Origin of the sequence: Nocardia sp. GP40 (assembly GCF_050434125.1) — a bacterium.
In the GTDB taxonomy this organism is placed as follows: Bacteria; Actinomycetota; Actinomycetes; order Mycobacteriales; family Mycobacteriaceae; genus Nocardia; species Nocardia albiluteola.
In genome coordinates this window covers 326169-344934 of record NZ_JBNPVW010000010.1, presented here as the reverse complement: position 1 = coordinate 344934, position 18766 = coordinate 326169, and the positions used below count along the sequence as shown (strand labels likewise).

18 protein-coding genes and 1 pseudogene are annotated in these 18766 nt (G+C 64.0%); 7 read left to right on the top strand and 12 right to left on the bottom strand.

Annotated elements, in window-relative coordinates; all coding sequences use genetic code 11:
- Window positions 1-27: 27 nt before the first annotated feature.
- Window positions 28-741: pseudogene (locus tag ABH933_RS29080) on the top strand (transposase domain-containing protein); the annotation flags it as partial.
- 67 nt (window positions 742-808) lie between these two features.
- On the opposite strand, the gene ABH933_RS29075 reads toward ABH933_RS29080, so the two are convergent.
- The 11 genes from ABH933_RS29075 to ABH933_RS29025 form a co-directional block, all read right to left on the bottom strand.
- On the bottom strand, window positions 809-1768 hold the full coding sequence (locus ABH933_RS29075; protein ID WP_429413376.1) for an HNH endonuclease: 960 nt from the start codon (window positions 1766-1768) through the stop codon (window positions 809-811).
- Between the two features lie 377 nt (window positions 1769-2145).
- Window positions 2146-2733 (bottom strand): DUF3558 family protein, encoded by a 588-nt coding sequence (locus tag ABH933_RS29070; RefSeq protein ID WP_429413374.1) that lies wholly within the window; start codon window positions 2731-2733, stop codon window positions 2146-2148.
- Window positions 2730-5084: a hypothetical protein gene (locus ABH933_RS29065; RefSeq protein WP_429413372.1), complete on the bottom strand. Its 2355-nt coding sequence runs from the start codon at window positions 5082-5084 to the stop codon at window positions 2730-2732. The genes ABH933_RS29070 and ABH933_RS29065 overlap by 4 nt, the downstream gene beginning before the upstream one ends.
- Window positions 5085-5107: 23 nt before the next feature.
- On the bottom strand, window positions 5108-5425 hold the full coding sequence (locus tag ABH933_RS29060; RefSeq protein WP_429413370.1) for a hypothetical protein: 318 nt from the start codon (window positions 5423-5425) through the stop codon (window positions 5108-5110).
- Window positions 5426-5502: 77 nt separating this feature from the next.
- Window positions 5503-6228 carry an ESX secretion-associated protein EspG gene (locus tag ABH933_RS29055; RefSeq protein ID WP_429413368.1) on the bottom strand — a complete coding sequence of 242 codons (726 nt, stop codon included), beginning with the start codon at window positions 6226-6228 and terminating at the stop codon, window positions 5503-5505.
- A gap of 1558 nt (window positions 6229-7786) precedes the next feature.
- Entirely contained in the window at window positions 7787-8434 is a 648-nt protein-coding gene (locus tag ABH933_RS29050) for a DUF3558 domain-containing protein (RefSeq protein ID WP_429413366.1), read from the bottom strand.
- Window positions 8431-8853: a hypothetical protein gene (locus ABH933_RS29045; protein WP_429413364.1), complete on the bottom strand. Its 423-nt coding sequence runs from the start codon at window positions 8851-8853 to the stop codon at window positions 8431-8433. The genes ABH933_RS29050 and ABH933_RS29045 overlap by 4 nt, the downstream gene beginning before the upstream one ends.
- A gap of 97 nt (window positions 8854-8950) precedes the next feature.
- Window positions 8951-9583: a hypothetical protein gene (locus ABH933_RS29040; RefSeq protein WP_429413362.1), complete on the bottom strand. Its 633-nt coding sequence runs from the start codon at window positions 9581-9583 to the stop codon at window positions 8951-8953.
- Window positions 9580-10473, bottom strand: a complete 894-nt coding sequence (locus ABH933_RS29035) for a helix-turn-helix domain-containing protein (protein WP_429413360.1) — start codon at window positions 10471-10473, stop codon at window positions 9580-9582. The genes ABH933_RS29040 and ABH933_RS29035 overlap by 4 nt, the downstream gene beginning before the upstream one ends.
- A complete protein-coding gene (locus tag ABH933_RS29030) occupies window positions 10470-11318 on the bottom strand; it encodes a hypothetical protein (protein ID WP_429413358.1) in 849 nt (282 codons plus the stop codon). Before ABH933_RS29030 ends, ABH933_RS29035 begins: the two co-directional genes overlap by 4 nt.
- A complete protein-coding gene (locus tag ABH933_RS29025) occupies window positions 11315-11653 on the bottom strand; it encodes a hypothetical protein (protein ID WP_429413356.1) in 339 nt (112 codons plus the stop codon). Before ABH933_RS29025 ends, ABH933_RS29030 begins: the two co-directional genes overlap by 4 nt.
- Window positions 11654-12119: 466 nt before the next feature.
- Here ABH933_RS29025 and ABH933_RS29020 point away from each other — a divergent pair, with 466 nt between their 5' ends.
- The 3 genes from ABH933_RS29020 (at window position 12120) to ABH933_RS29010 (ending at window position 13849) form a co-directional block, all read left to right on the top strand.
- A complete protein-coding gene (locus tag ABH933_RS29020; protein WP_429413354.1) occupies window positions 12120-12980 on the top strand; it encodes a DUF5753 domain-containing protein in 861 nt (286 codons plus the stop codon).
- Between the two features lie 5 nt (window positions 12981-12985).
- The gene (locus ABH933_RS29015; protein ID WP_429413352.1) at window positions 12986-13324 is read left to right on the top strand and encodes a DUF397 domain-containing protein; all 339 of its coding nucleotides are present in this window, start codon (window positions 12986-12988) and stop codon (window positions 13322-13324) included.
- A gap of 336 nt (window positions 13325-13660) precedes the next feature.
- Window positions 13661-13849 carry a hypothetical protein gene (locus ABH933_RS29010; RefSeq protein WP_429413350.1) on the top strand — a complete coding sequence of 63 codons (189 nt, stop codon included), beginning with the start codon at window positions 13661-13663 and terminating at the stop codon, window positions 13847-13849.
- Window positions 13850-13937: 88 nt separating this feature from the next.
- Here the strand turns inward: ABH933_RS29010 and ABH933_RS29005 are convergent, their stop codons facing one another.
- Window positions 13938-14714: a hypothetical protein gene (locus ABH933_RS29005; RefSeq protein WP_429455153.1), complete on the bottom strand. Its 777-nt coding sequence runs from the start codon at window positions 14712-14714 to the stop codon at window positions 13938-13940.
- Between the two features lie 1098 nt (window positions 14715-15812).
- Between ABH933_RS29005 and ABH933_RS29000 the strand changes: the two genes are divergently transcribed.
- The 3 genes from ABH933_RS29000 to ABH933_RS28990 are packed head-to-tail and all read left to right on the top strand — an operon-like array spanning window position 15813 to window position 18705.
- Window positions 15813-16328 carry a hypothetical protein gene (locus ABH933_RS29000; protein ID WP_429455151.1) on the top strand — a complete coding sequence of 172 codons (516 nt, stop codon included), beginning with the start codon at window positions 15813-15815 and terminating at the stop codon, window positions 16326-16328.
- 17 nt (window positions 16329-16345) lie between these two features.
- Complete coding sequence (locus ABH933_RS28995; protein ID WP_429413344.1) at window positions 16346-17563, top strand: cutinase family protein; 1218 nt, start codon at window positions 16346-16348, stop codon at window positions 17561-17563.
- Window positions 17563-18705 (top strand): lipase family protein, encoded by a 1143-nt coding sequence (locus ABH933_RS28990; protein ID WP_429413342.1) that lies wholly within the window; start codon window positions 17563-17565, stop codon window positions 18703-18705. The genes ABH933_RS28995 and ABH933_RS28990 overlap by 1 nt, the downstream gene beginning before the upstream one ends.
- Window positions 18706-18766 lie beyond the last annotated feature (61 nt).

Sequence of the window (18766 nt, the reverse complement as noted above, 5' to 3'; positions counted from 1 at the left end):
AAGACAGCCTGTTGCCGAGGAGCTCCGTTGCCGTTTCATTCTCCCCTGCCTCACGCGTTGGCGGCGATCACCCGGTCGGTGACCGTGGCCGCGGGCCGGTTCGCTGCCGGTCATCTGGGCGAGTTGACCGTGGTGGTGCCGTTCGAGCTTGTCGATGCGGTCCTCGAGGAGACCCGGTCGGTGCAGAGCCGGTTGCGTGATCTCCCGTCTCGGGTCGAGGTCTATTTCGTGTTGGCGATGTGCTTGTTCCCCGAGATGGGTTATCGGGCGGTCTGGGACAAACTCACGGCCTCGCTGACCGGGATACCCTTGCCCGCCCCGAGCGCGAAAGCGTTGCGGGACTTGCGCCGTCGGGTGGGGGTCGCGCCGATGCGGATGTAGTTCGATGTGCTGGCCGGGCCGTTGGCGCAGCCGTCGACTCCGGGGGTTCGGTTCGGGCGGTATCGGATGGTGTCCTTCGATGGCTGCACCTCCCGGAAAGTGCCCGCCACCGCCCGGAACCGGGCCTGGCTGCGTGCCACCGCCCATTACGCCTACCCGATGCTGGAATTGATCACGCTGGTGGAGACCGGAACTCGCGCGGTGATCGGGGCAGTGTTCGGACCCACCGAGCTGGGCGAGACCGGCTACGCCTGCAAGCTGCTGCATCTACTGCGCCCGGACATGCTGGTGTTGTGGGACAGGGGCTTCGACAGCAACGACTTCCTCGTCAAAGTCTGCGCGACCGGCGCCCAGCCATTGGAGTGAAGCATCGGAGCTACTATCGCTGCGGATCACGCTCACATGGCTGACGTTGGACTGAAATCGATCAGATTCGGTCGGATTTGGTGAGGTTGCAGCGGCGGCAGAGTAGTTGGATGTTGCCGACTGTGCTGGCCCCTCCTTTCGACCAAGGGATGATGTGGTCGAACTCGAGGTAGGCGTCTGCGTTGCATTGGATGCATCGGCCCCGGTCTCGTTGCCAGACAGCAGTTTTCACGTGGTGGGGTATCGCCCGCGATCCGTTGGAGCTGGCCCCCGGCAGGATGACGCGGCGGTCGATTCGCAGCGCGGTGTCGATGACCGCGGCCGCCCATTCGGGGTCGTCGGTCGAGTAATGCCCGCTCAACGTGCGAGTTGTCGCTTCCAACGAGATCATGTGCTGGTTGAGCCAGGTCACCCGCAGCACCTTGCCCAGGGCGACTTCGCCACCGTGCTGAAGTGCACTGAATCGGATCTTCCGGTTCGTCACGACCAGTAGTCCTGGGGCAGGTTGGGGCCCGGATTTGAGGGGCCGCCAGCGAGTCGCCGGGACGCACAGGTGGCAGTGTTCGTCGGAGGGTAGATGCAGGTCTAGGACTTCCACAACGGGCAGTTGTCCGGTGTGCACGACGCCGAGTGCGTGAACCCGCTGGAGCCATGAACCGAGTTGCTGCACCAATGTTGGCTGCGCGGCAAGAGCTCTGGCGGCCTGATTGAATGTCGTCCACTCCGAGTCGGACACTACGCCGTCGCTGGCGGCGAAGGCCGCATAGCGGCGGAGCCAATCGCTGGCCAGATGCGCCGCGCCCGAACGAGCATCGCTGCTCGGGAGTCCGACGGATTCGCGCCACCGTTCGAGGTCGCCCCACGCGGTGCTCAACGGACCCGTTGTCGCCAGGATCTGCGCGGCCGACTGTACGTATTGCCGCTTGAACTCGGTGATCGTCTTTCGGCACTCAGTACAGTACTGGCGCAGTAGTGCTGGCTTACCGCAGCGCTCGCACTGCCCCCTGTTCGATGCGGCCATCGCCACATGCTACAGACAAGACGATCAACATATCTCGATGGTCCAATTTTCCTGTGCCACAGCGACTACCACTACTTTGACGCTCCCAGCTCTATCGAGAGGCAGGTCGCCGGCACCCTCTGTGAAGGTCGCATCCGCACTGCGAAAGGCGCCAGCGTGCCCAACGTCCCGTTTCAGAGTTTCGTCGCCAACCGGACCTGGCTGGCCGTCGTCGCGCGGGCCCTGGACTTGACTACCTGGCTGCGGTACAGAGGAGCTGGCGGCATACCTCATCGATCTGCTGCCTGGCGAACTCGATCGGCGTATATGCGTCGCGTTCCGCAGGTCATCCCTTCACACTACGACTATGACGGAGCCATGCCGGAACTCGAGTCACCTTAAGCCCCGGGAGGGAGAATGGGAAGTACCTTGTCTGCGAAATTAATCAAATTCTGACACGGGTCACCCTTTGGTGTCAGGGTGTCGAATTTCAGCCCGCCGCCTTTGATAGATATGAATAGGGTGCATGTTTTATCGGCCTCGGGGCCGTGGGTAATCGAAGGTCGTTGATTAATGCTTATTTCCTTGACCGGCCCATTCCCGAAGCGTTTTACGTACACATCGCGGAAGTAGTCGTAGGTCATGTTCGTAACCATCACGTCCAGATCGGAGCCGTCGCCGTCGTTGGACATCGTGTAATCGCAACCCTGAGATTTTACTTTGGTACCGTTATCCGATATGGGATGAGGATGGCTGAGCAGTTTGCTCCCGCTCAGTATTTCGTCTGGTATTCCGTGACATGGGTCGAATGATTGAGGTACGCCCGCAGCTAACTTGTCCTCTGGTGTCTGACTGTGCTTATTGTCGCCACACCCGGCAATCAGGGTGAGCAATATCATTGCACCGCAGAGAATCGTAGGTCGCCTGTTCGCGTCCTTCGTTCGATATTTCACTCGCGTGTCCAATTCTTGCACCGCATTCGTCACGAGCCCTTCTTTGTAGCATCCGGGGCCTGTGCCCCACCTGTCACCAGTTGGTCTAGCGAGCTGTTGTCGTGGACCTGATCGGATTGGACGATGGAATCGTACTGCTGGTTGTAGGCGTCACGATATTTTTCAAGCTGATCTTTAACTAGCGGATCATTGCTTCCGCCCGAGAGGGAATTCAGTTGATCGCGGAAATCCTGATGACTATCTTTTTCGAGCTGAATAACTGAAGGATACTGGACGGTTCCAGGTATCGGATCCGGGTTTATCCCCTTCATCAGATCCTTGTATGCCTGATCTTCAACTATGTCTTTCACGGTGCTTACTGCTTTGCCGCCGGGTATCGGAACGGCATCCACGACCTTCTTGACGGTGTCACCGATCTGCTGCTTGTCATCGTGTGAATGCTGCGCCTGATCATTCTTTTGGGCGACGTCATTGTGATCCTGGTAAATCAGTGCGTTGCGTTCCGAGTCCCCAACGAGAGCGTCGATGGCTGCAACCTTGCGGACAGCGTCATGGGCACTGACATCGTCGCCGGTCCCTCCATGGGTTACGGAATACAGCGTCGCGTTGTCATATGTCTGGCGGGCCAGGTCCACTGTCTGTCGCCCGTCCTCGGTCTGGCTCGACAGAAACAGCATGCGCTGTGCATCCCGGACCTCCATTGGAGAAGCGGGCTTCGGAGCATTGTGATCGTTGTCCACTTGAGCAAACGCGTCGATATTCGAGCTGTTCACCCGGCCCAATGCATTAGCGAGCTCTGGATTCTTGTTGAAGTTCTCGATCGTGTGTTCGTATAGGGTCTTTCCGTCCTTATCGGTAATCAACTTATCGCCGTCATGCGGCGCGAATAGGCCTGGAAGCGCATCCATGGTCTTGCGAGCGACAACGCCTTCGTTGCTTTGATCGTGCGCATGATCACTGGTCCAGTTGTATAGGTCGGAAGCGGCCTTGCCCTGGTCGGTCCAGGTGTGGTTGCGGAAAACGGTGTCCGCGAACTTCTGCGGATCGTAGTCACCCTTGGAGAGGTATTGACCTTTGTCGGCACCGAACGACAAGTCATTAGGAATCGAGGAACCATCGAGACCGTGACCAGTAAGTAGCTGATAGCTGGCGTCATGGTTCTTTGTGGCCGTGTCGAGCAGTTTCGTTGCCGCACCATCGAGCGATTTGGTCTCATCGTCGGTGAATGCCATCGGGCGACCATCGCTGCTGTCGACGTACTGGGCGATGCTCTGAGCTTGACGACCAACCTCGGTGCTGAAGGTAGTGCCGCCGGTCATCTCTGGATCAGCGCTCCCCAAGAGGTTCGCCAAACCTACGCGATCCTGCATACGGCGGAACGTGTCGCCGGGCCCACTCTTGTCGCCGACATACTCCTGTTCGCGCCCTGAGATGAGCTGACGGATGTCAGGCGGCAGATTGGTGTAGGCACCGGGTGAGATGAGCTTGCCGTCCGGACCTGTGCCGGTGCCCAGGTGCTCATTGCTGACAGCCATCATCCCGTCGGCTAGCGCCCTCTGTTGCGCCGCAGCGACTGTGCTGGCGGGGTGGTCCGAGGTCGCGGTGGCTTCCTGCTGCAACTGGTTTTGCAAGGCGAGAAGGCCGTCTTTACCGGAGTGCTGGAAGAACGACTTGTAGTAATCCTGCACATCGGCTGGCAGCGAAGGCACGTCTTTGCCGTTGGCTAGGTCCTGCATCTGCTGGGGTGTGAGCGCGTTGGTGGGCAGGTGTGAGGCGATCTCGTCCAGTTTGGCGGTGTCGCCGTTGCGGGCGGCGTCGGCGGCGGCCTGGCCGTCCTCGGCGCCGAGGCGACTGCCTGCGGCCGGCGCGGCGGTGACGTCGATGTCCGAGCCGTAGAGGTCGCCGGCGGCGCGGATGAGCTCGGCGGCTTCGCTGATCTTCGTCGCCGCGGTGGATACGGCGTCGCGGAACGGGTAGAACGCCTGGTTGATGGCGTCCTGTAGCGAGTTGATGGTGGCGACGGGGACGCCGTCCTTGTCGGGGATCACCCAGTTGTCGGCAACGGTCAGGCCGTGAGCCCGAGCGTCGCTCACCTTGTTCATCAGCGTCGTGCGGTGGGATTCGATGTCACCGGCGACCTGCTTGATCGCGGTGACCAGGTCATCAACGTAGGTCCAGACCTTTCGGGCCTGGTCGTGGTCTTGGCCTACGCGGTCGTAAGCGGCGGTGTAGGCCGCGCCCTTCCACGAGGTGCCCAGACTGGCGAAGTAGTTCTTCGGCTGATCGATGTTGACCTGAAAGGTCTGGTTGTTGGCCTGTGCCAGCGCGGTGGCAAGGTCGGTGAGCGCGGAGGTGCGCCAGGCTTCGACGTTCGAGCGCAGCAACGAGGTGGATCCAGCGGCAACCATCACTGCCCTCCGAGGTGGGTGACGTCGAACTTCCGCATCGCTGCAGCGAAGTCCTCGTCGGTCTCCAAATACCACTGGGAGGCGGTCTCCACCTTGCCCGACACATCCGAGAGCTTCTTCGCGACCCGCTGATAGGCGCCGTCGACGAACTGGCCGGCCTGCGTGCACACGCCGTCCAGGCCACTGCCCGGCAGGGCGGAGGCGATCTGCGCGGCCATCGTCGTCGCGTTGACTTTGGTGATGTTCGTTCCCGCCGCGGCCAGGACTCCAGCCAGCTTGTGCAGCTCGTCGAGGTCGGCTTGAAGTAAAGGCGCCATTGGCTAAACCCCCTGATGTTTCGGGCCATGCGTCCTGCAGGCCATTAGATCATGCGGTACTTCGCCCAGCGACCGCGTCATCGGCGATCAATCCGAGCCAGTCCGGACAGGTGATGTATCAATAGATCTGGCCCGGCCGGTGCGAGGGTCAGCTCGTGCCCGACGGCCAGCAGGTAACGACCATCGCCGGTGAAGTCCATCCAGGTACGGTGCACCGGCGGCGGCGACATCACCTCGTCAGGCAGCACCGTCACGGTGATATAGCCGCGTGCGTCGATCGGGCGCCGTAGCGCCTGCCGCAGCTGAGTGGCGCGGCGGATCTCTGCGGTCTCCTGCCACTGGTCGGCTGGCGGGAACAACACCGCTTGCCGTGGCTCGCGCATCCGCTCCAGCCCGCCCGCCGGTACCGGGCCCATCGCGGTCACCAGATGCCGAATTGTGTTGCGGGCCTTACAGGATACGACTGTCACCTTCTCGGAGGTCGCGATCGCCGCCGCGCCCCAGTCGCCGAATGTGACCCCCAATGCCAGGATCGGGTCCGGTTGTGGATGTCCGTCGAGGAATCGGTCACCGAACAGCGAGACCGTGGTGACATCGGTGCGAGCGAGGAACCGCAGCGTGCTGGTCAGCTCCGGGGCGCCGTTGAACGGAAACCGGTCCGCGAGCCCTAACGCGGCTTGTTCGCTCTCGGTGACCGTGGTGCCGCGAGGCGCGAGGTCCAGCGGATACGGTCTACGATCGTGACCGGTCTCCACCTCCCATACGTGGGTGAACTCATCGCTGGTGAAGGACCACTGCGGCACTAACCATCCTCCATCGGGCCCTTGCCCACGTATCCCTCACGATTCTTCGGTGGCTCGGGTGCTCTCGGCGGCGCAGTCGGCGCTTGCGGTGGCGGCGCCGAGGCGACGTGCGGCTGTGGTACTGGAGCCGGGGCACTGTGCGGTTGAGGTGCCGGAGTCGGCGAGGCCTGCGCCGGTAGTGGTGACGTCGGCCTGGTGGCTGCCTGCGGCGGCGGACCAGCCGGAACACGTGGAGGAAACGGTGCAGGCGGTGGAGGCGCCGTAGGCGGCAGTTCCTCCTCGGCCGGGTTGATGCCGATCACGCCCGGTCCCGCCGGAGCCAGCTCCATCAGCTCCTCGTACTGCCGACGCAAATATTCCGGACTGGTCTTGGAGCGCTCTTCGTCAGACTCCTTGCCACCGTGACCTGCATGTGGCATCCCGCTCGATGTAGCCCGCTGTGCTGCCGTTGCCACAGTTGGAGTTGTTCGCACCGTATTCGCTTGCGCTGCAGATGAAACGGGCGCGCCTGGCACCGAGGCGCCTCGCCCGCCACCCGTCGGTGACCCCGTGCCCGGCGTTCCTGGCGTCCCCGTTCCAACCGGTCCGATACTGGTCGCACCCGGTGCAGCTGACCCGCCCAGACCACCTGGGCCAGCGCCAGCTGGAGAAGCAGCATTCGACGGCATCGTCGAAGTCGCCGCCGTGCTGGTTGGCAGGCCGGAGAATGAGGACGGCGTCGTGGCTGTCGATGTGCCTGCCGACGCGGTCTGCGTCTGATCCTGCGCGGCACTGGGGGAAGTACCGTTTCCCTGAGTCTGATCACCAGGCTTACCGGTGCTCGGCTGAGCGTCCTTTCCGGTCGCACTGGGCTGAGTCCCCGGCTTGGGCTGGCTATTCGTCGCGGAGGGGCCGGGTGTTGCCGGACCAGGCTGTACCGCTGGGCCTGGCGCGGGAGGTACGAATCGGGGTACCGCGTCACCGGAAGCTGGAATCGTGGGGTTGTACACGAAATTCATCGTGTCCTGAACCTCCGCCTGCGCCGAGGATGCCGCGCTCTGATACGTCCGCAGCCGAGCTCCGCCGTCGGCGGCTTCCTTGGCCGGATCCGGATCCGGCTTGTATGGAGGTGGCGGGGGTGGGATCGCTGCCCGAACGGTCTGCGCGGCACTGGAATTCAACTCCATCAACCGCTGCACCGTCAGCGCGGAACCATGCGCTTCGGAACTGGCAGTCAGGAACGTATTCGCAGAGTGCTGCGCAGATTCGGCGAACGCGCCTGACCACTCCGCGAACTCGCGCTTCACCCCCTGCCCGAACGTATCGAACAGGTCATGGAGCTTCTGAGCACGGTCTCCCCAGTGAGAAGCGATCTGCCCCAACAGATCCGGACTGATCTTCTCGTGGACCTGATCCCAGATCTGCTGATGGCTGTAGCCGTTGAACTGCTCCCGATCAGCCACAAACGCCGAATCCGTACCAGCCGAGCCGAACCCGCTCGTCCGTGCGAGCTGCGCCTCCTGCATCCGGATGTCATCAGCGATCTCGGCCTTCGTCCGTCTCCCCACAACACCCCTGCTTAGTTGTCCCCGATGCGCGGAATGATCCCCTGCACCAAATCTGTCATGCCCGAACATCTTTCAGGCGTCGGGCCATCGAGTTTGAAGCTGAAGATTCTCCGGTCGAAATCGACGTAGCCCGCTTTGGTCTGCAACAGGACATCACACGTGTCCGGATCGCTTCCACGCACTATCAGCGCTGATCGGCCGCCGATCGTGGTGTCCTGGATCTGGGCACCTTCAGCAGCTTCCTTCGCGCGGCCCTCGTCCATCGTCCGGTTTCCCGACAGAATTCCTAACGCGTACGCCTTGTTCGGATACTGGAACTCACAGGTCAAGAACGTGTATTCAGCGTTGATGTCCGTCGACCGCTTGCGAGTTGCAGGAGCGTATCCAAGACGGGTCATCGTGGCGTCATCGATCCAGGTACAGGGATCGAAGACGACGTCCGGCCGGTTCTGATTGTGCTGTGCCGGGGGCTGCAGGCTCGGCGCAGTCAGCGTCGGAAACGGCGGGCTGCCAGCCGACTTCGGCGCCGTAGTCGATGCCGCCGCGGAAGTGGAGGTCGTGGTCCCGTGTTGAGATGAGCTACACGCAGCCAGGGCGAGTGCGGCTGTGACCACGATCGAGGCGGCCGTGAGGCGCGAGTAACGGATGTCGCTGCTCATGCGTTGCCTTGAAGCTGTTCGGTCGCATACTTGATGGCCGCCTGGTTTGCCGCATCGGCCTCGGTGAACTGCTTCCCGGCGGCCAGGTAGGCCGCCTTATATTGCAGTGCCGTCTGCACGAACGCCTTCAACGTGTCGATGTACTCCTGCCCTTTGGCACTGAACCCCTTAGTCAGCGCCTTCCCCGAGGGAAGGTTCGGGAAGCCTGTCACTTTCGTGAGATGGTCCGCAGCCTCGATCTCATCGATCAAACCGTCGACCAGCGTGTCGCACTGAGCGGCGAGTCGTTTGGCACCGTCTTCCGGCATCACGAACGTCCCAGCTTTCGCGGCCGAATATGCCGCCTGCGCGTCTCTCTGCCCCTTGTCCGGTAACTGTGCCGCCACAGTCGACGCCCCCTCGGTTTTGCTGGATTCCACCGGCCCGGTTTCAGTCCGTAGGAGCTTACCAGCGCGAACCACCCGGCGTTCGTTGTCACCCTGCCCTTCTCGCCTTGAGACTCGCACGGTGGATTGGCTACCGGTCCGGCAACAGCGGGACCATGACCTGGGCGACCTCGAGTATTCGGTCGACGGGCGAAGTGTGGGTTCGCTGGTCCAGCCGCAGCACGTCGATGAGATATGCGCCGTCAGCTGCGGGAAAGATCAGGTCGCACTGGTCCCCGGTGTGGTCGGACCGCGGCCGATATCGCACGCCGTCACGGCCGCAAATGGTGATGGGTACGAATTCGGTGCCGATTTCCTTGTGCCGTACGTCGTCGATGGTGTGAAGCTGGGACCACACGCTGACGGCGTAGCGGTGGTCGGAGTCGATTCCGCCGCACCGTTTGAATCCGTGCACTCGGCTGCGTCCGGCGATATCGCAGGTCAGCGATTCAGGGGCGACGCCGATCTGATGCCAGGCATCGTGTTCGATTCCCTTTGGATCCCAAAGCTTTTCGTGTCGAAGGTAGGTTTCGATCTCGTCGAGTGAACCGTAGAGGAGTTCCTGGTCTCCGGTGCACAGGTGCCATCCGTATGGCGGCTGTGGTCTCGGCCGGAACGAGAGTTCGAGGGATTCGGCGACACGGCGCACGTATTCCACGTGGTCCTGGCAGGTGGTGAAACGGCGGTGCTGCGCGGATGTGCGGTCGTCTGGCGGGTTGGTCATGCAACACCGCCTGGGGCGCGCTTTCGGCGTGCTGCGCTGAGTAGTTCCCGGGTTTGTGCTGTGCTCAACGCTGTCTGGCGGATTCGGCGTATCGCGTCCTGGTAGGACGCGACGTGGTCGTCTTGTTCGAGGTACCGATCTCCGGTGAGACCCTTGATGTATACCAGCGGCGGTTCGATGTGTTCGGCTGCCAGGAGCCTGGGAAAGTCCAGCAAGGCGAGCGTGCCGGTGTGTGGCCCGAGCGGGGTGGCGGCTTGGAACGGCATGATGCGGATGATCACGTTCGGCAGCTTCATGAGTTCGAGGAGTCTGAGCAGCTGTTCGGCGGTGAGGTCATCATTTCCGACCAGGGCGCACTGGGCCATCTCGGACAAATACACCTCGAGGGTGAAATCTTGGTCTGCCAGGAGTCGTTGGCGTGCAGCCGTCACCTCCACTTGCCGATCCACCTGTGCGAGCGTCTGGCTCGGGTTTTCGGTCCGGAGCAGTGCGCGCTGATAGTCCGGGGTCTGCAACAGGTCGGGGATGAGGCTGGTGCAGAGGGTCAGCCGGGTCGCCGATGCCTCCAGCGCGAGGTAGCGTTCGAAGCCGGGAGGGATCGCGTCAGGGTATGCGAACCACCAGCCCTTGGGGATCGGGCGCATCTCGGCGGCCAGGTCGAGCAGTTCCTTGCGCTCGTCGTCGGTGCATTCGAAGGCGTCGGACCAGGCATGGATCCATAGGTCGGAGACGCGTACCTTTACCCCGTTCTCGAGGCGCCAGAAGGTCTGTGGCGAGGTTTGGACTATCGCGGCGGTGGTCTGTTTGGTCATTCCGATGCGTGTGCGGTACTGGGTGATTCGTCGTCCGAGCGCTCGCCCGACAAGTGTGTAGTGCTCCATCGGCTTCATCGACGGTCACCTCGATTCCGCACGAACCCCGCCCACGCGGCAGGGCTGTCGTTGTAGGTCACCTTCGGGCCTCCCTTTGTGACCGTGGCGAGCGCGGACACCACGTGGGAGAACGCCGGCAATCGGTTGTCGCGCAATGGGTTGATCCAACTTCGGCCCGGAGTTCCTGGCGTGGGCAAAGGGATCAGCAGGCCGGGCTGCGCGAGCGCCATCACCCCGTAGATCTGGAACAGCTCCAGCGTCAGTTCGGGAATCCCGATATCCGCGGCAGGGCTGTTGGTGAGGAACACCGACGTGTCACCCGAATCGGTAAACACCGGACCGCATTCACGGCCCAGCACGCGGCGAACCTGCTGAGCCAGGGTGCGAGACATCATCAGGCCGACGGTACGACCGACCAGAATCGCCAAGGTGGCCCCGTTGCGCGTCCTGATGGTGCCCAGCCCGAACTGCTCCCGATACACCGTGGCCCGATCACCGATGAGACGAGCGCGATCCGGATCCGGTTCTGGCACACCGACGGATTCCGGAATAGGCACGGTCTTTGATGAGTTGCCAATTACCTTGGTAGACATGATGATTCCTTCATCGGTGATTGTATGGATCGGCGCGGGCGCGGTTCCTTGCGACGGTGGCAGGATGCGCGAGTAGGGGTGGTCCCACAGCCGCGCGTATGGCAAAGGGATCTGATCGGGGTGGACTTCGTCGTCCACTCGAACACGGCATCGGCCGTTGGCGGCCAACTCTTCGGCGACCTGGGCTATCTGCTTGTCCGGACCTTGGTAATCCACATGCAGGGGCCCGTAGTCCAAGTGCAGGTGCCGTTGAGACGCAGGCTTTTTCATCGGCAGGTCCTGGGGAACCGGGCTGGTCGAAGTGTCCAGATCTCGACTTGGGTACGGACTATCGGTAGCCAGTCACCCAGATGCCGGGTATCCGGGACAACGATCGCGGTGACGTCGGTGACGTCCAGTAGCGCGAACAGCAACGGAAAACCCCTCTCGGAGTTGGCGATCAGGACCGGTTCTTGCTCGACCGCCAAAGCGTCCGCGAGCGTGTAAATGGCAGCGACGTCGGTGTCGCTGTCGGGAGTGAGGTCGGTGCGTACGATTCCCCGCACTCGAATCGGTGCGGGTGCATCCGGCCCCGTCGGGCCTTTGAAGTGATTCAGCGCGCGCATGGTCGGGTCTCGTCTCTGCGCGGCTCGGGGGCGGTCGTTGGGTGACCGAGCTGGGTTGTGTTGGTGCGCGACGAATCTCGGGTCACCGCCGGTCTTGCACGCGGTGACGTCCCCGACGGTGGCGCAGACTGGTCGACACCATCGCCCGGGGGCTCGAGGGCAGCCGAGTCGCGGAGAGCGGCAGCGCGGTCAGGAGCCATGTGAATAGACCGGACGGCGAGCGGGGGGTGCCGAAGCTCCATCCGCGTTCGGTCCGGATTGCGTGTCGGTTGTGGGCTTTTCGACATGGTCGTTCCTGCTGTGTTCATGGGCCCGACTTGAGAAGAGGGTCTGGCCAGCTGTGATGCACATCGGATGTGACTAGGGTCACCACGACGGTAGAATACTGAAATTCAGTAGTCAACCTACCAGATTAGGTTCAGTAAGAATGGCACTAGTGTATGGTCCTGTTACCGAGGAGGCTGACGTGACTTGGACATCGCCGACGGTGGCTGGCTGGGAGCTCATGCTCGTTGTCCGTGAGCGGGCGAAGCAGCTCGGCGTGACGGCGGGCAACATCCAGAAGGCGCTTCGTGTCGGACCCACCTACTGGTCGCAGGTCATCAACGGCAAGGGCGTGCTTACCGAGAACAAGCTGCAGATCCTGCTGGATCTCCTGGAGTTCAGCGCCGCCGATCAAACTGAACTGTTCGCGTTACGGGCCACGGCCAAGGAACGTGGCTGGTGGAGCCAATACTCCGCACTGTTCGGCGAGGAAACGCTGCGGTACTTCGGCCTCGAACACGGCGCGTTGAGCATCAATAGTTTCGAGAGCTCGGTCATCCCTGGGCTGCTGCAGACCGAGGACTACATCCGAGCCTTGACCTCCTCGCCGGTGGCCACCAAACCTGCCGAAGCCGAGCAGCGCGTCCGGGCACGTCTGCGCCGCCAGGAGCGGTTGGACGGCGAGCAGCCGTTGCGCCTGACCGTGGTGGTCGGCCAGAGCGCACTGATGCAGCAGGTCGGCGGGCCGGAGGTCCAGAAGGCGCAGCTCCGGCACCTGACAGCGTCGATTGAGACCCATCCTGAGACGATTGATCTCAGGGTCATCCCATTTACCGCGACCGGTAGCGCGGCAGTGAACGCAGCGACCTTCCATCTGCTCGACTTCGAGAGTCCCAGGTTGCCGACCATGGCTTGGTTCGAATCTGGCGTGTACGCGGAGATCATCGACGATGAGAAGATGATCGAGCCCCTGAAGTACCAGTACGCTCAAACTCGGGCGTCGGCGCTCGAGCGTGACGAATCGCTGGCGCTGATCAGGCACATTGAGCGCGGGATAGGTTGAATGCCATGAGTTTGGGCTGGTACAAGTCGTCGTTCTCCGGCTCGGAGCACACCTGTGTCGAGGTGAGGTTCGCCCCGGACTTCGTGCTGATGCGAGACAGTAAGTTCACCGGCCCTGCCGACGAGCAGCCGATCGTCTCCGTACCGGCAGCGACTTGGCAGTCAGTTCTCGATCTGGTTCTGAGCGGGAACTCGGGCAGGGTGGATGGCGATGTCACCATCACGATACGGCCAGACGGCGGGGCGATCCTTGCTGGTCAAGGACGGGCTCTGGTGTATCGCCCGGACGAATGGGATGCCTTCGCCAAGGGGGTAGCCGACGGCCAGTTCGACTTCCCCGCATAGCTTTTGAGTGCCGCCGCTGTAGGCCAGTTGTAGCGAGTCCACGCGGTCGACGGATCGGGCAGACCTCGCTATCAGCAGGGGCTAGTTAGTGGTTGAGCAATCGCCTGGAAAGGGCGAGCGCATCGAACTGGCCCCTCACTCTGGTTAGCCTCAGTTACTGGATTCTCGGGGATCTCAAGCGCGGCGCGCGGGCGGTGACCGGCAGCTCGCTGGCGTGGGTGGAACAAAGGCTGGGGATGGGAGGCCGGGAGCGCGCGTGCGGTGCTCGGCGGCGCGGAACCTGTCCTTGTCGAGGTGCCCGAGCCGCAGGTTCCCGCCTCGAAGTGTATGCAGGTGATGAGTAGCGCGTATCTGGTTGCCGCCGATCTGTCGGACGCGGGCCGCACCGAGACCGCCGGCAGCCTCGTCACCAAGCTCGGCGAACTCGCCCAGCATCGGCCAGGCCGCACACGACCAGGCTGCCGCGACCGACCCGAGACAGACACGGACTCCATGAACATCAACGGTGGACACGATCAACTCTGAAAGCCGATGCAGCATAAGCCTTTCGGTAACGTCTCGGGTTGGGCAAGGGCCGGGCACGCGCTGATGACCGGTGACGTCGACGGCATCTTCACTCGCGGGGCGGGGGTCCGGGTTGTGGGGGTGGCCAGGCGGTGAGGTACCGGACTTCGGGGAGATCCGAGACGTCTGTGATTTGCAGGGCGAGGGTGTAGGGCAGTTTCGTTGCGGGGTGGCGCAGGCGCAGGGGCTCGTCCGGGCTGCGGCCGTGGGCGACGTGGATGCTGGTGTTCCAGCGGGTGGTGAAGGCGCGGTTGCGGCGAAGCTGTTGGTACAGGCGGCATGCTTGGGGGCTGGTGCGGTAGCGGCCGAACGCCCCGCGCAGATTGGACACGAGCCACCCGATTTCCCGGTCACGGTCCAGCAGCAGCGGCGCGATCGGCGAGCGGGCGGGGGTGGGCGGCAGCATCCCCAACGCGAGGTTGCCGGCGGTGCGGGCCGTGTGAGCCATGGTCTCGGGCAGGATTCGGTAGACGCTTTCGTTGGCCGCCACGATGTTCCAGAGGGGGTCGATGTAGGCAGCGACGATCCCGCATCGGTCCAGCAGCGCCAGGAGTTCGAGCCGTTCGGGTGTGGCGATCTGCTCGCGCAACTGCTCGACCGGCGGCAAGGCCACAGCAGGTCGCCACAAGTCCCACGTCAGGCGGGCTTGCGCGGAATCCAGTTGGTAGCCGGTGATGAATTTGTCCAGGTACTCCTCACTCGGGCGCATGCCCTCCTCGAGATTTTTGAGGAAGTCGCCGCTGACGCCGACATGCAGCCCGGCCCGCGGGCGGGACAGGCCGTGGATGTCGCGGACCCCACGTGCCCAGCTGCCCAGCGAGATCACCTCCGAGGGCGGTTGCGAGCGTGCCCGGCCGCGATGGTTCCCTCTGGCCGGGCCACGTGATCTTCTGGGAGGACTGCTCATGTCTGTCAAACCCCCTGAATTTTCGGGTCTACCGGCCGGGTCTCCGGCCAGATATGTTAAAAGGTTGATCTTCCCCCAAGCCTCTCGATTACTACCATGTGGTGATTGAAGACGCAACATTGCAGACGCAAACACTCCCCGGGGGTGGGAAAGTTAGCGAACTGATTGCTATCGAAGCAGTGTTGACGTTCACTGCGATGTGGACACGATCGGCGTCGACACGGCGAACTTTTTTTCTGAGGTGAGCCGCTCACCTCTTTTTGCCGTCGGCGCAGGTCAATAGTATTTCGGTATCAGGTGAATGCGTCACCGGTGAGAAACTCCCCTGGCGGAAAGGGTGGCGCGAGCGGGTGTTCTGTGGGTTTGATGGGTAACACCGACCCGCTCATGAAAGGAAAAAGAATATGCCGAGTCCGTTCGATGTGTTGTCCTGGATCAACGTCGGCACCAATGTTTTGTGGGATGTCATTCAGATCGGCAGTTGGGTATGGGCGCACATTCCGCACCCGTGATCCTGCTCTGACGCTCCGGTGGCTCCTGGCTGCGGATTCCGCAGCTGGGAGCACCGTCCAGGCAAATTCGTCTGTCCGTTATTTCTGATCCATTTTCAGTCCCCCGGAAAGGGGTTTATTCGGCATGTCCACATCGGGAATACCGATCTCTTCGCAGCCGTCACCATTTTTCGTGAGCCCGTCCGATTACCGGCGGTCCGCGCGTATTTTCTCGCCGTCGATATATGCCGGGATAAGCCGCGTCCTCGTTGCTGGCGCTGTGCCGATGGCGGTGCTGCTGGCGGGCACCGGCACGGCCTCGGCAACCGGTGCCGGGCTGATAGCTGATCAACCCGGAGTGACGGCCCCGGCGCAGCCGGGCACCCAAACACCCGCGCCGCCGCCCCCGCCGCCGGTGTATCCGGAGCAACCGGTCTCTGTCCGGAACGGCCCCGTGCCACGGCCCGCGCCGTCCCCGGCTCCGGCCCCGCCGGTGCGTGTGCAAGACCTTCATTGGCCGCGCCCCGTGAAGGCGGTCGCGCCGATCAAGCCGCCGCCCAACACAATCAGGATCGGCCAATTCCAAACGCCGTCGCCGGGCTGGCTGCCCCCGCAGGTCCGCGACACGATCAACGGTGCCTCCGCGACGGCCGAGGCGCAGGTCTCCACCGCGCTGGATTCGGTTGGACTGCCGCCGGGACGTTCGGACCGGGTCGCGGGCGCGACGCTGGCCGGTGCTGGTGCCGGTGGCGCCATCGGTGGTGCGATTACCGGAGCTCCGGGAGCCGCAGCGGGAGCGGTGATCGGCGGACTGATCGGCGGCACGATCGGCGGCATCGCCGGGGCGGCAATCGGAACCGTCGTGGCGATCCCGGTGATCGGCACCGTCACCTCCGGCGTGCTGGGTACCGCAGCGGGCGCGGCGATCGGCGCGGGGATCGGTGCCGCGATCGCCGGAGTCCCCACCGCGGCGGTCGGCGCGGTCATCGGCGGAACCATCGGCGCGGGTTTTGGCAGCGGCGTCGGGGTGGGCCAGCGGTGAGAGCCTCGATACGTACTGTGACGGCCACAGCGGTGACGCTCGCTGCGCTCGGCGCGAGCGTCATCACGGCCCCCGGATCGGTTGCGGCCCCGCCTATTCCGATCGGTCCCTGTCCGGCCCTGTATCTGCTCGGTGTCCAGGGCACCGGGCAGTCCGCTCCGGCCGCGTCCCCGACCGCCGACACTGGGGTCCTCGGGGCGCTGCTGGGGCCGGTGGAAGCGGCGGTGCCGGGGCTGGTCCAGCATTTCTATCTGCCCTATGAGGCCGGGTTCGGCGGCATCGACGGCCGCTCACCAGCCTCATACACCAACTCCGCGACCGCCGCGATCAGCGACCTGGACGACGACGCGGCACAGGTACTGTCTCGATGCCCCCGCACCCAGCTCGGGGTGGTCGGGTATTCCCAAGGGGCACAGATCGTTTCGCAATGGGCCAGGAAAGTCGGTGCCGGACGTGACCGGGTACGCCCGGAGCAAGTCGCCGCGACCCTCCTCTACGCCGACCCCGAACGCCGCCCGAACTCGCCGCTGTTCCCCGGCCGCCCCGGCCAGACCGTCCCGGATCGCGCCCCCGGCACCACCGGAGGCGCGGTCGCGGGTGTGCGGATCACGAACCCGCCCGCGCCCGGTGCCGGGATCGCCGACGACAACGCACAATACGGCGCGCTCACGGGCCGGGTGCTGGATACCTGCGACTCCGGCGACCTGGTGTGCGCTGGACCCGAACACGCGGCCCTGCTGCGCCTAGGAGCCGAAATCGCCGCCCAGGCAAACCTTTCCAACCCCCTTGCCGCCCTGGGTAGCCTGCAAAGCCTGCTCTCGGCGGCCCTCGGCAACGCCTGGACCAGCATCGTGCTCGACGACTTCACGCTGACGCCCGGCAACGTCGACTACACGCCCCGCGCCCGGCTGAGCCAGCGGCTGATCGACGCAGCGGACCCCCGCCTCGCGCACCCGACCCCCGCCCAGGCGGGCGCGGCAGCCCAACGCTGGGGTCAGATCGTGGGCACCGTCGCCGCGCATCCGCTCGAGCTGCTGCCGCGCCTGGTCGGCGAGCTGACCGCCGCCTGGGGCCAGCTGGCCGCCGACAACGGCGACCTGGTGAACCCGGCAGTGTGGATCCGCTTCATCTCCACCGTGGCCGCTCACGACGACTACGCCCTGTCCGGCCAGCTGGCCTCGGGAATCGCCTGGCTGATCGCCGCCGCCCACGACCTCGCCGGAAGACACCCCTGATGACCGACCACACCACGACCAACACCACCACGGATGCCACAGTGACCGACGATGCCGCCTTCTTCACCCCACCCGCTCTGAACGACCATCACAAGCCCGGAGACATTCTGCGGCTGCGCCCGATCTCGCCCCCGCGCCTGCCCGCAGGCCCGGCATGGCAGATCCTGTACGTCTCACAGGACTCGCACGGCGCGCGAATTCCCGTGTCCGGCACCGTGATCACCCCCTCCGGCACCGGCCTCGACCACGATCCGATCCTGATCTATTACCCCTCTTTCCACGGCCTCGGCGGCGAGCATTGCGCGCCCTCGCAGCTGATCGCCGACGGTGGGGAGCCCGACACCGACCAGATCAGCGCAGTGCTGGCTCGCGGCTGGCCCGTGGCGGTAGTCGACGGGGAAGGACTCGGCGTGCGCGGGCACGGGCCGCACACTCTTCTCGCTGGTCGCGCGGCGGGGCAGATCATGCTCGACATGGGCCGCGCCGTCCGCAAGATTCCGGCCTTGAATGCTGCGGAGCGTCCGCTGCTGTTGTGGGGATACGCCGACGGCGGCCGAGCTTCGGTCTGGGCCGGCGAGCTCCACACCGGGTACGCACCCGAGCTGGACGTGCGAGGCATCGCCGCGGGGGCAGTGCCCACCGATCCCGGCGCGATCGCCCGCCAGTTGGACGGCGGGCCGTGGTCGGGGCTGGGCCTGGCGGGCCTGATCGGCCTGTCCCACGCCTACAGCCACTTGCCGCTCCGTCATGTCCTGACCAGCACCGCTCGCCAGCTACTGGCGGATGCGGAGACCTCGACCATGTCCAGGCTGTGCGAGCGCTACCAGGTCCCGCTGGCGGTGTGGTGCGAACGCGCCGACCCGCCCTGGGACGACCCGTTGTGGAAATACGTGCTGAGCCACGAAATCCTCAGTGCCAGCGCGTTTCCCGCCGCGCCTATCCACCTGTACCACGGGCGCGCCGACACGGTGATCCCGATCGAGTTCGGGCGCGGTCTCTACCTCGATTACCGCGCTCGCGGCGCACAGGTGTCCTGGCGCGAATACCAGGGCAACCATGTCCGGACCGCCGGCGAGGCCACCAAGCAAGTGCTCTCCCGCCTCGCCGAGTACCTCACCGCCACCGGCAGCGCCTGCGCGTAGAAGACCAGCCCGAGTGCCCTGTCCTATCCCGGAACCCCCTCGCCGGGGCAGGACAGGTGCC

What these genes read in the sequence shown, in the direction of transcription:
- ABH933_RS29040 (WP_429413362.1), bottom strand. Translation starts at nt 9,583, where the DNA reads ATGACCAACCCGCCAGACGACCGCACATCCGCGCAGCACCGCCGTTTC.
- ABH933_RS28990 (WP_429413342.1), top strand. Translation starts at nt 17,563, where the DNA reads ATGACCGACCACACCACGACCAACACCACCACGGATGCCACAGTGACC.
- ABH933_RS29075 (WP_429413376.1), bottom strand. Translation starts at nt 1,768, where the DNA reads ATGGCCGCATCGAACAGGGGGCAGTGCGAGCGCTGCGGTAAGCCAGCA.
- ABH933_RS29050 (WP_429413366.1), bottom strand. Translation starts at nt 8,434, where the DNA reads ATGAGCAGCGACATCCGTTACTCGCGCCTCACGGCCGCCTCGATCGTG.
- ABH933_RS29035 (WP_429413360.1), bottom strand. Translation starts at nt 10,473, where the DNA reads ATGAAGCCGATGGAGCACTACACACTTGTCGGGCGAGCGCTCGGACGA.
- ABH933_RS29025 (WP_429413356.1), bottom strand. Translation starts at nt 11,653, where the DNA reads ATGCGCGCGCTGAATCACTTCAAAGGCCCGACGGGGCCGGATGCACCC.
- ABH933_RS29060 (WP_429413370.1), bottom strand. Translation starts at nt 5,425, where the DNA reads ATGGCGCCTTTACTTCAAGCCGACCTCGACGAGCTGCACAAGCTGGCT.
- ABH933_RS29015 (WP_429413352.1), top strand. Translation starts at nt 12,986, where the DNA reads ATGAGTTTGGGCTGGTACAAGTCGTCGTTCTCCGGCTCGGAGCACACC.
- ABH933_RS29010 (WP_429413350.1), top strand. Translation starts at nt 13,661, where the DNA reads ATGAGTAGCGCGTATCTGGTTGCCGCCGATCTGTCGGACGCGGGCCGC.
- ABH933_RS29030 (WP_429413358.1), bottom strand. Translation starts at nt 11,318, where the DNA reads ATGAAAAAGCCTGCGTCTCAACGGCACCTGCACTTGGACTACGGGCCC.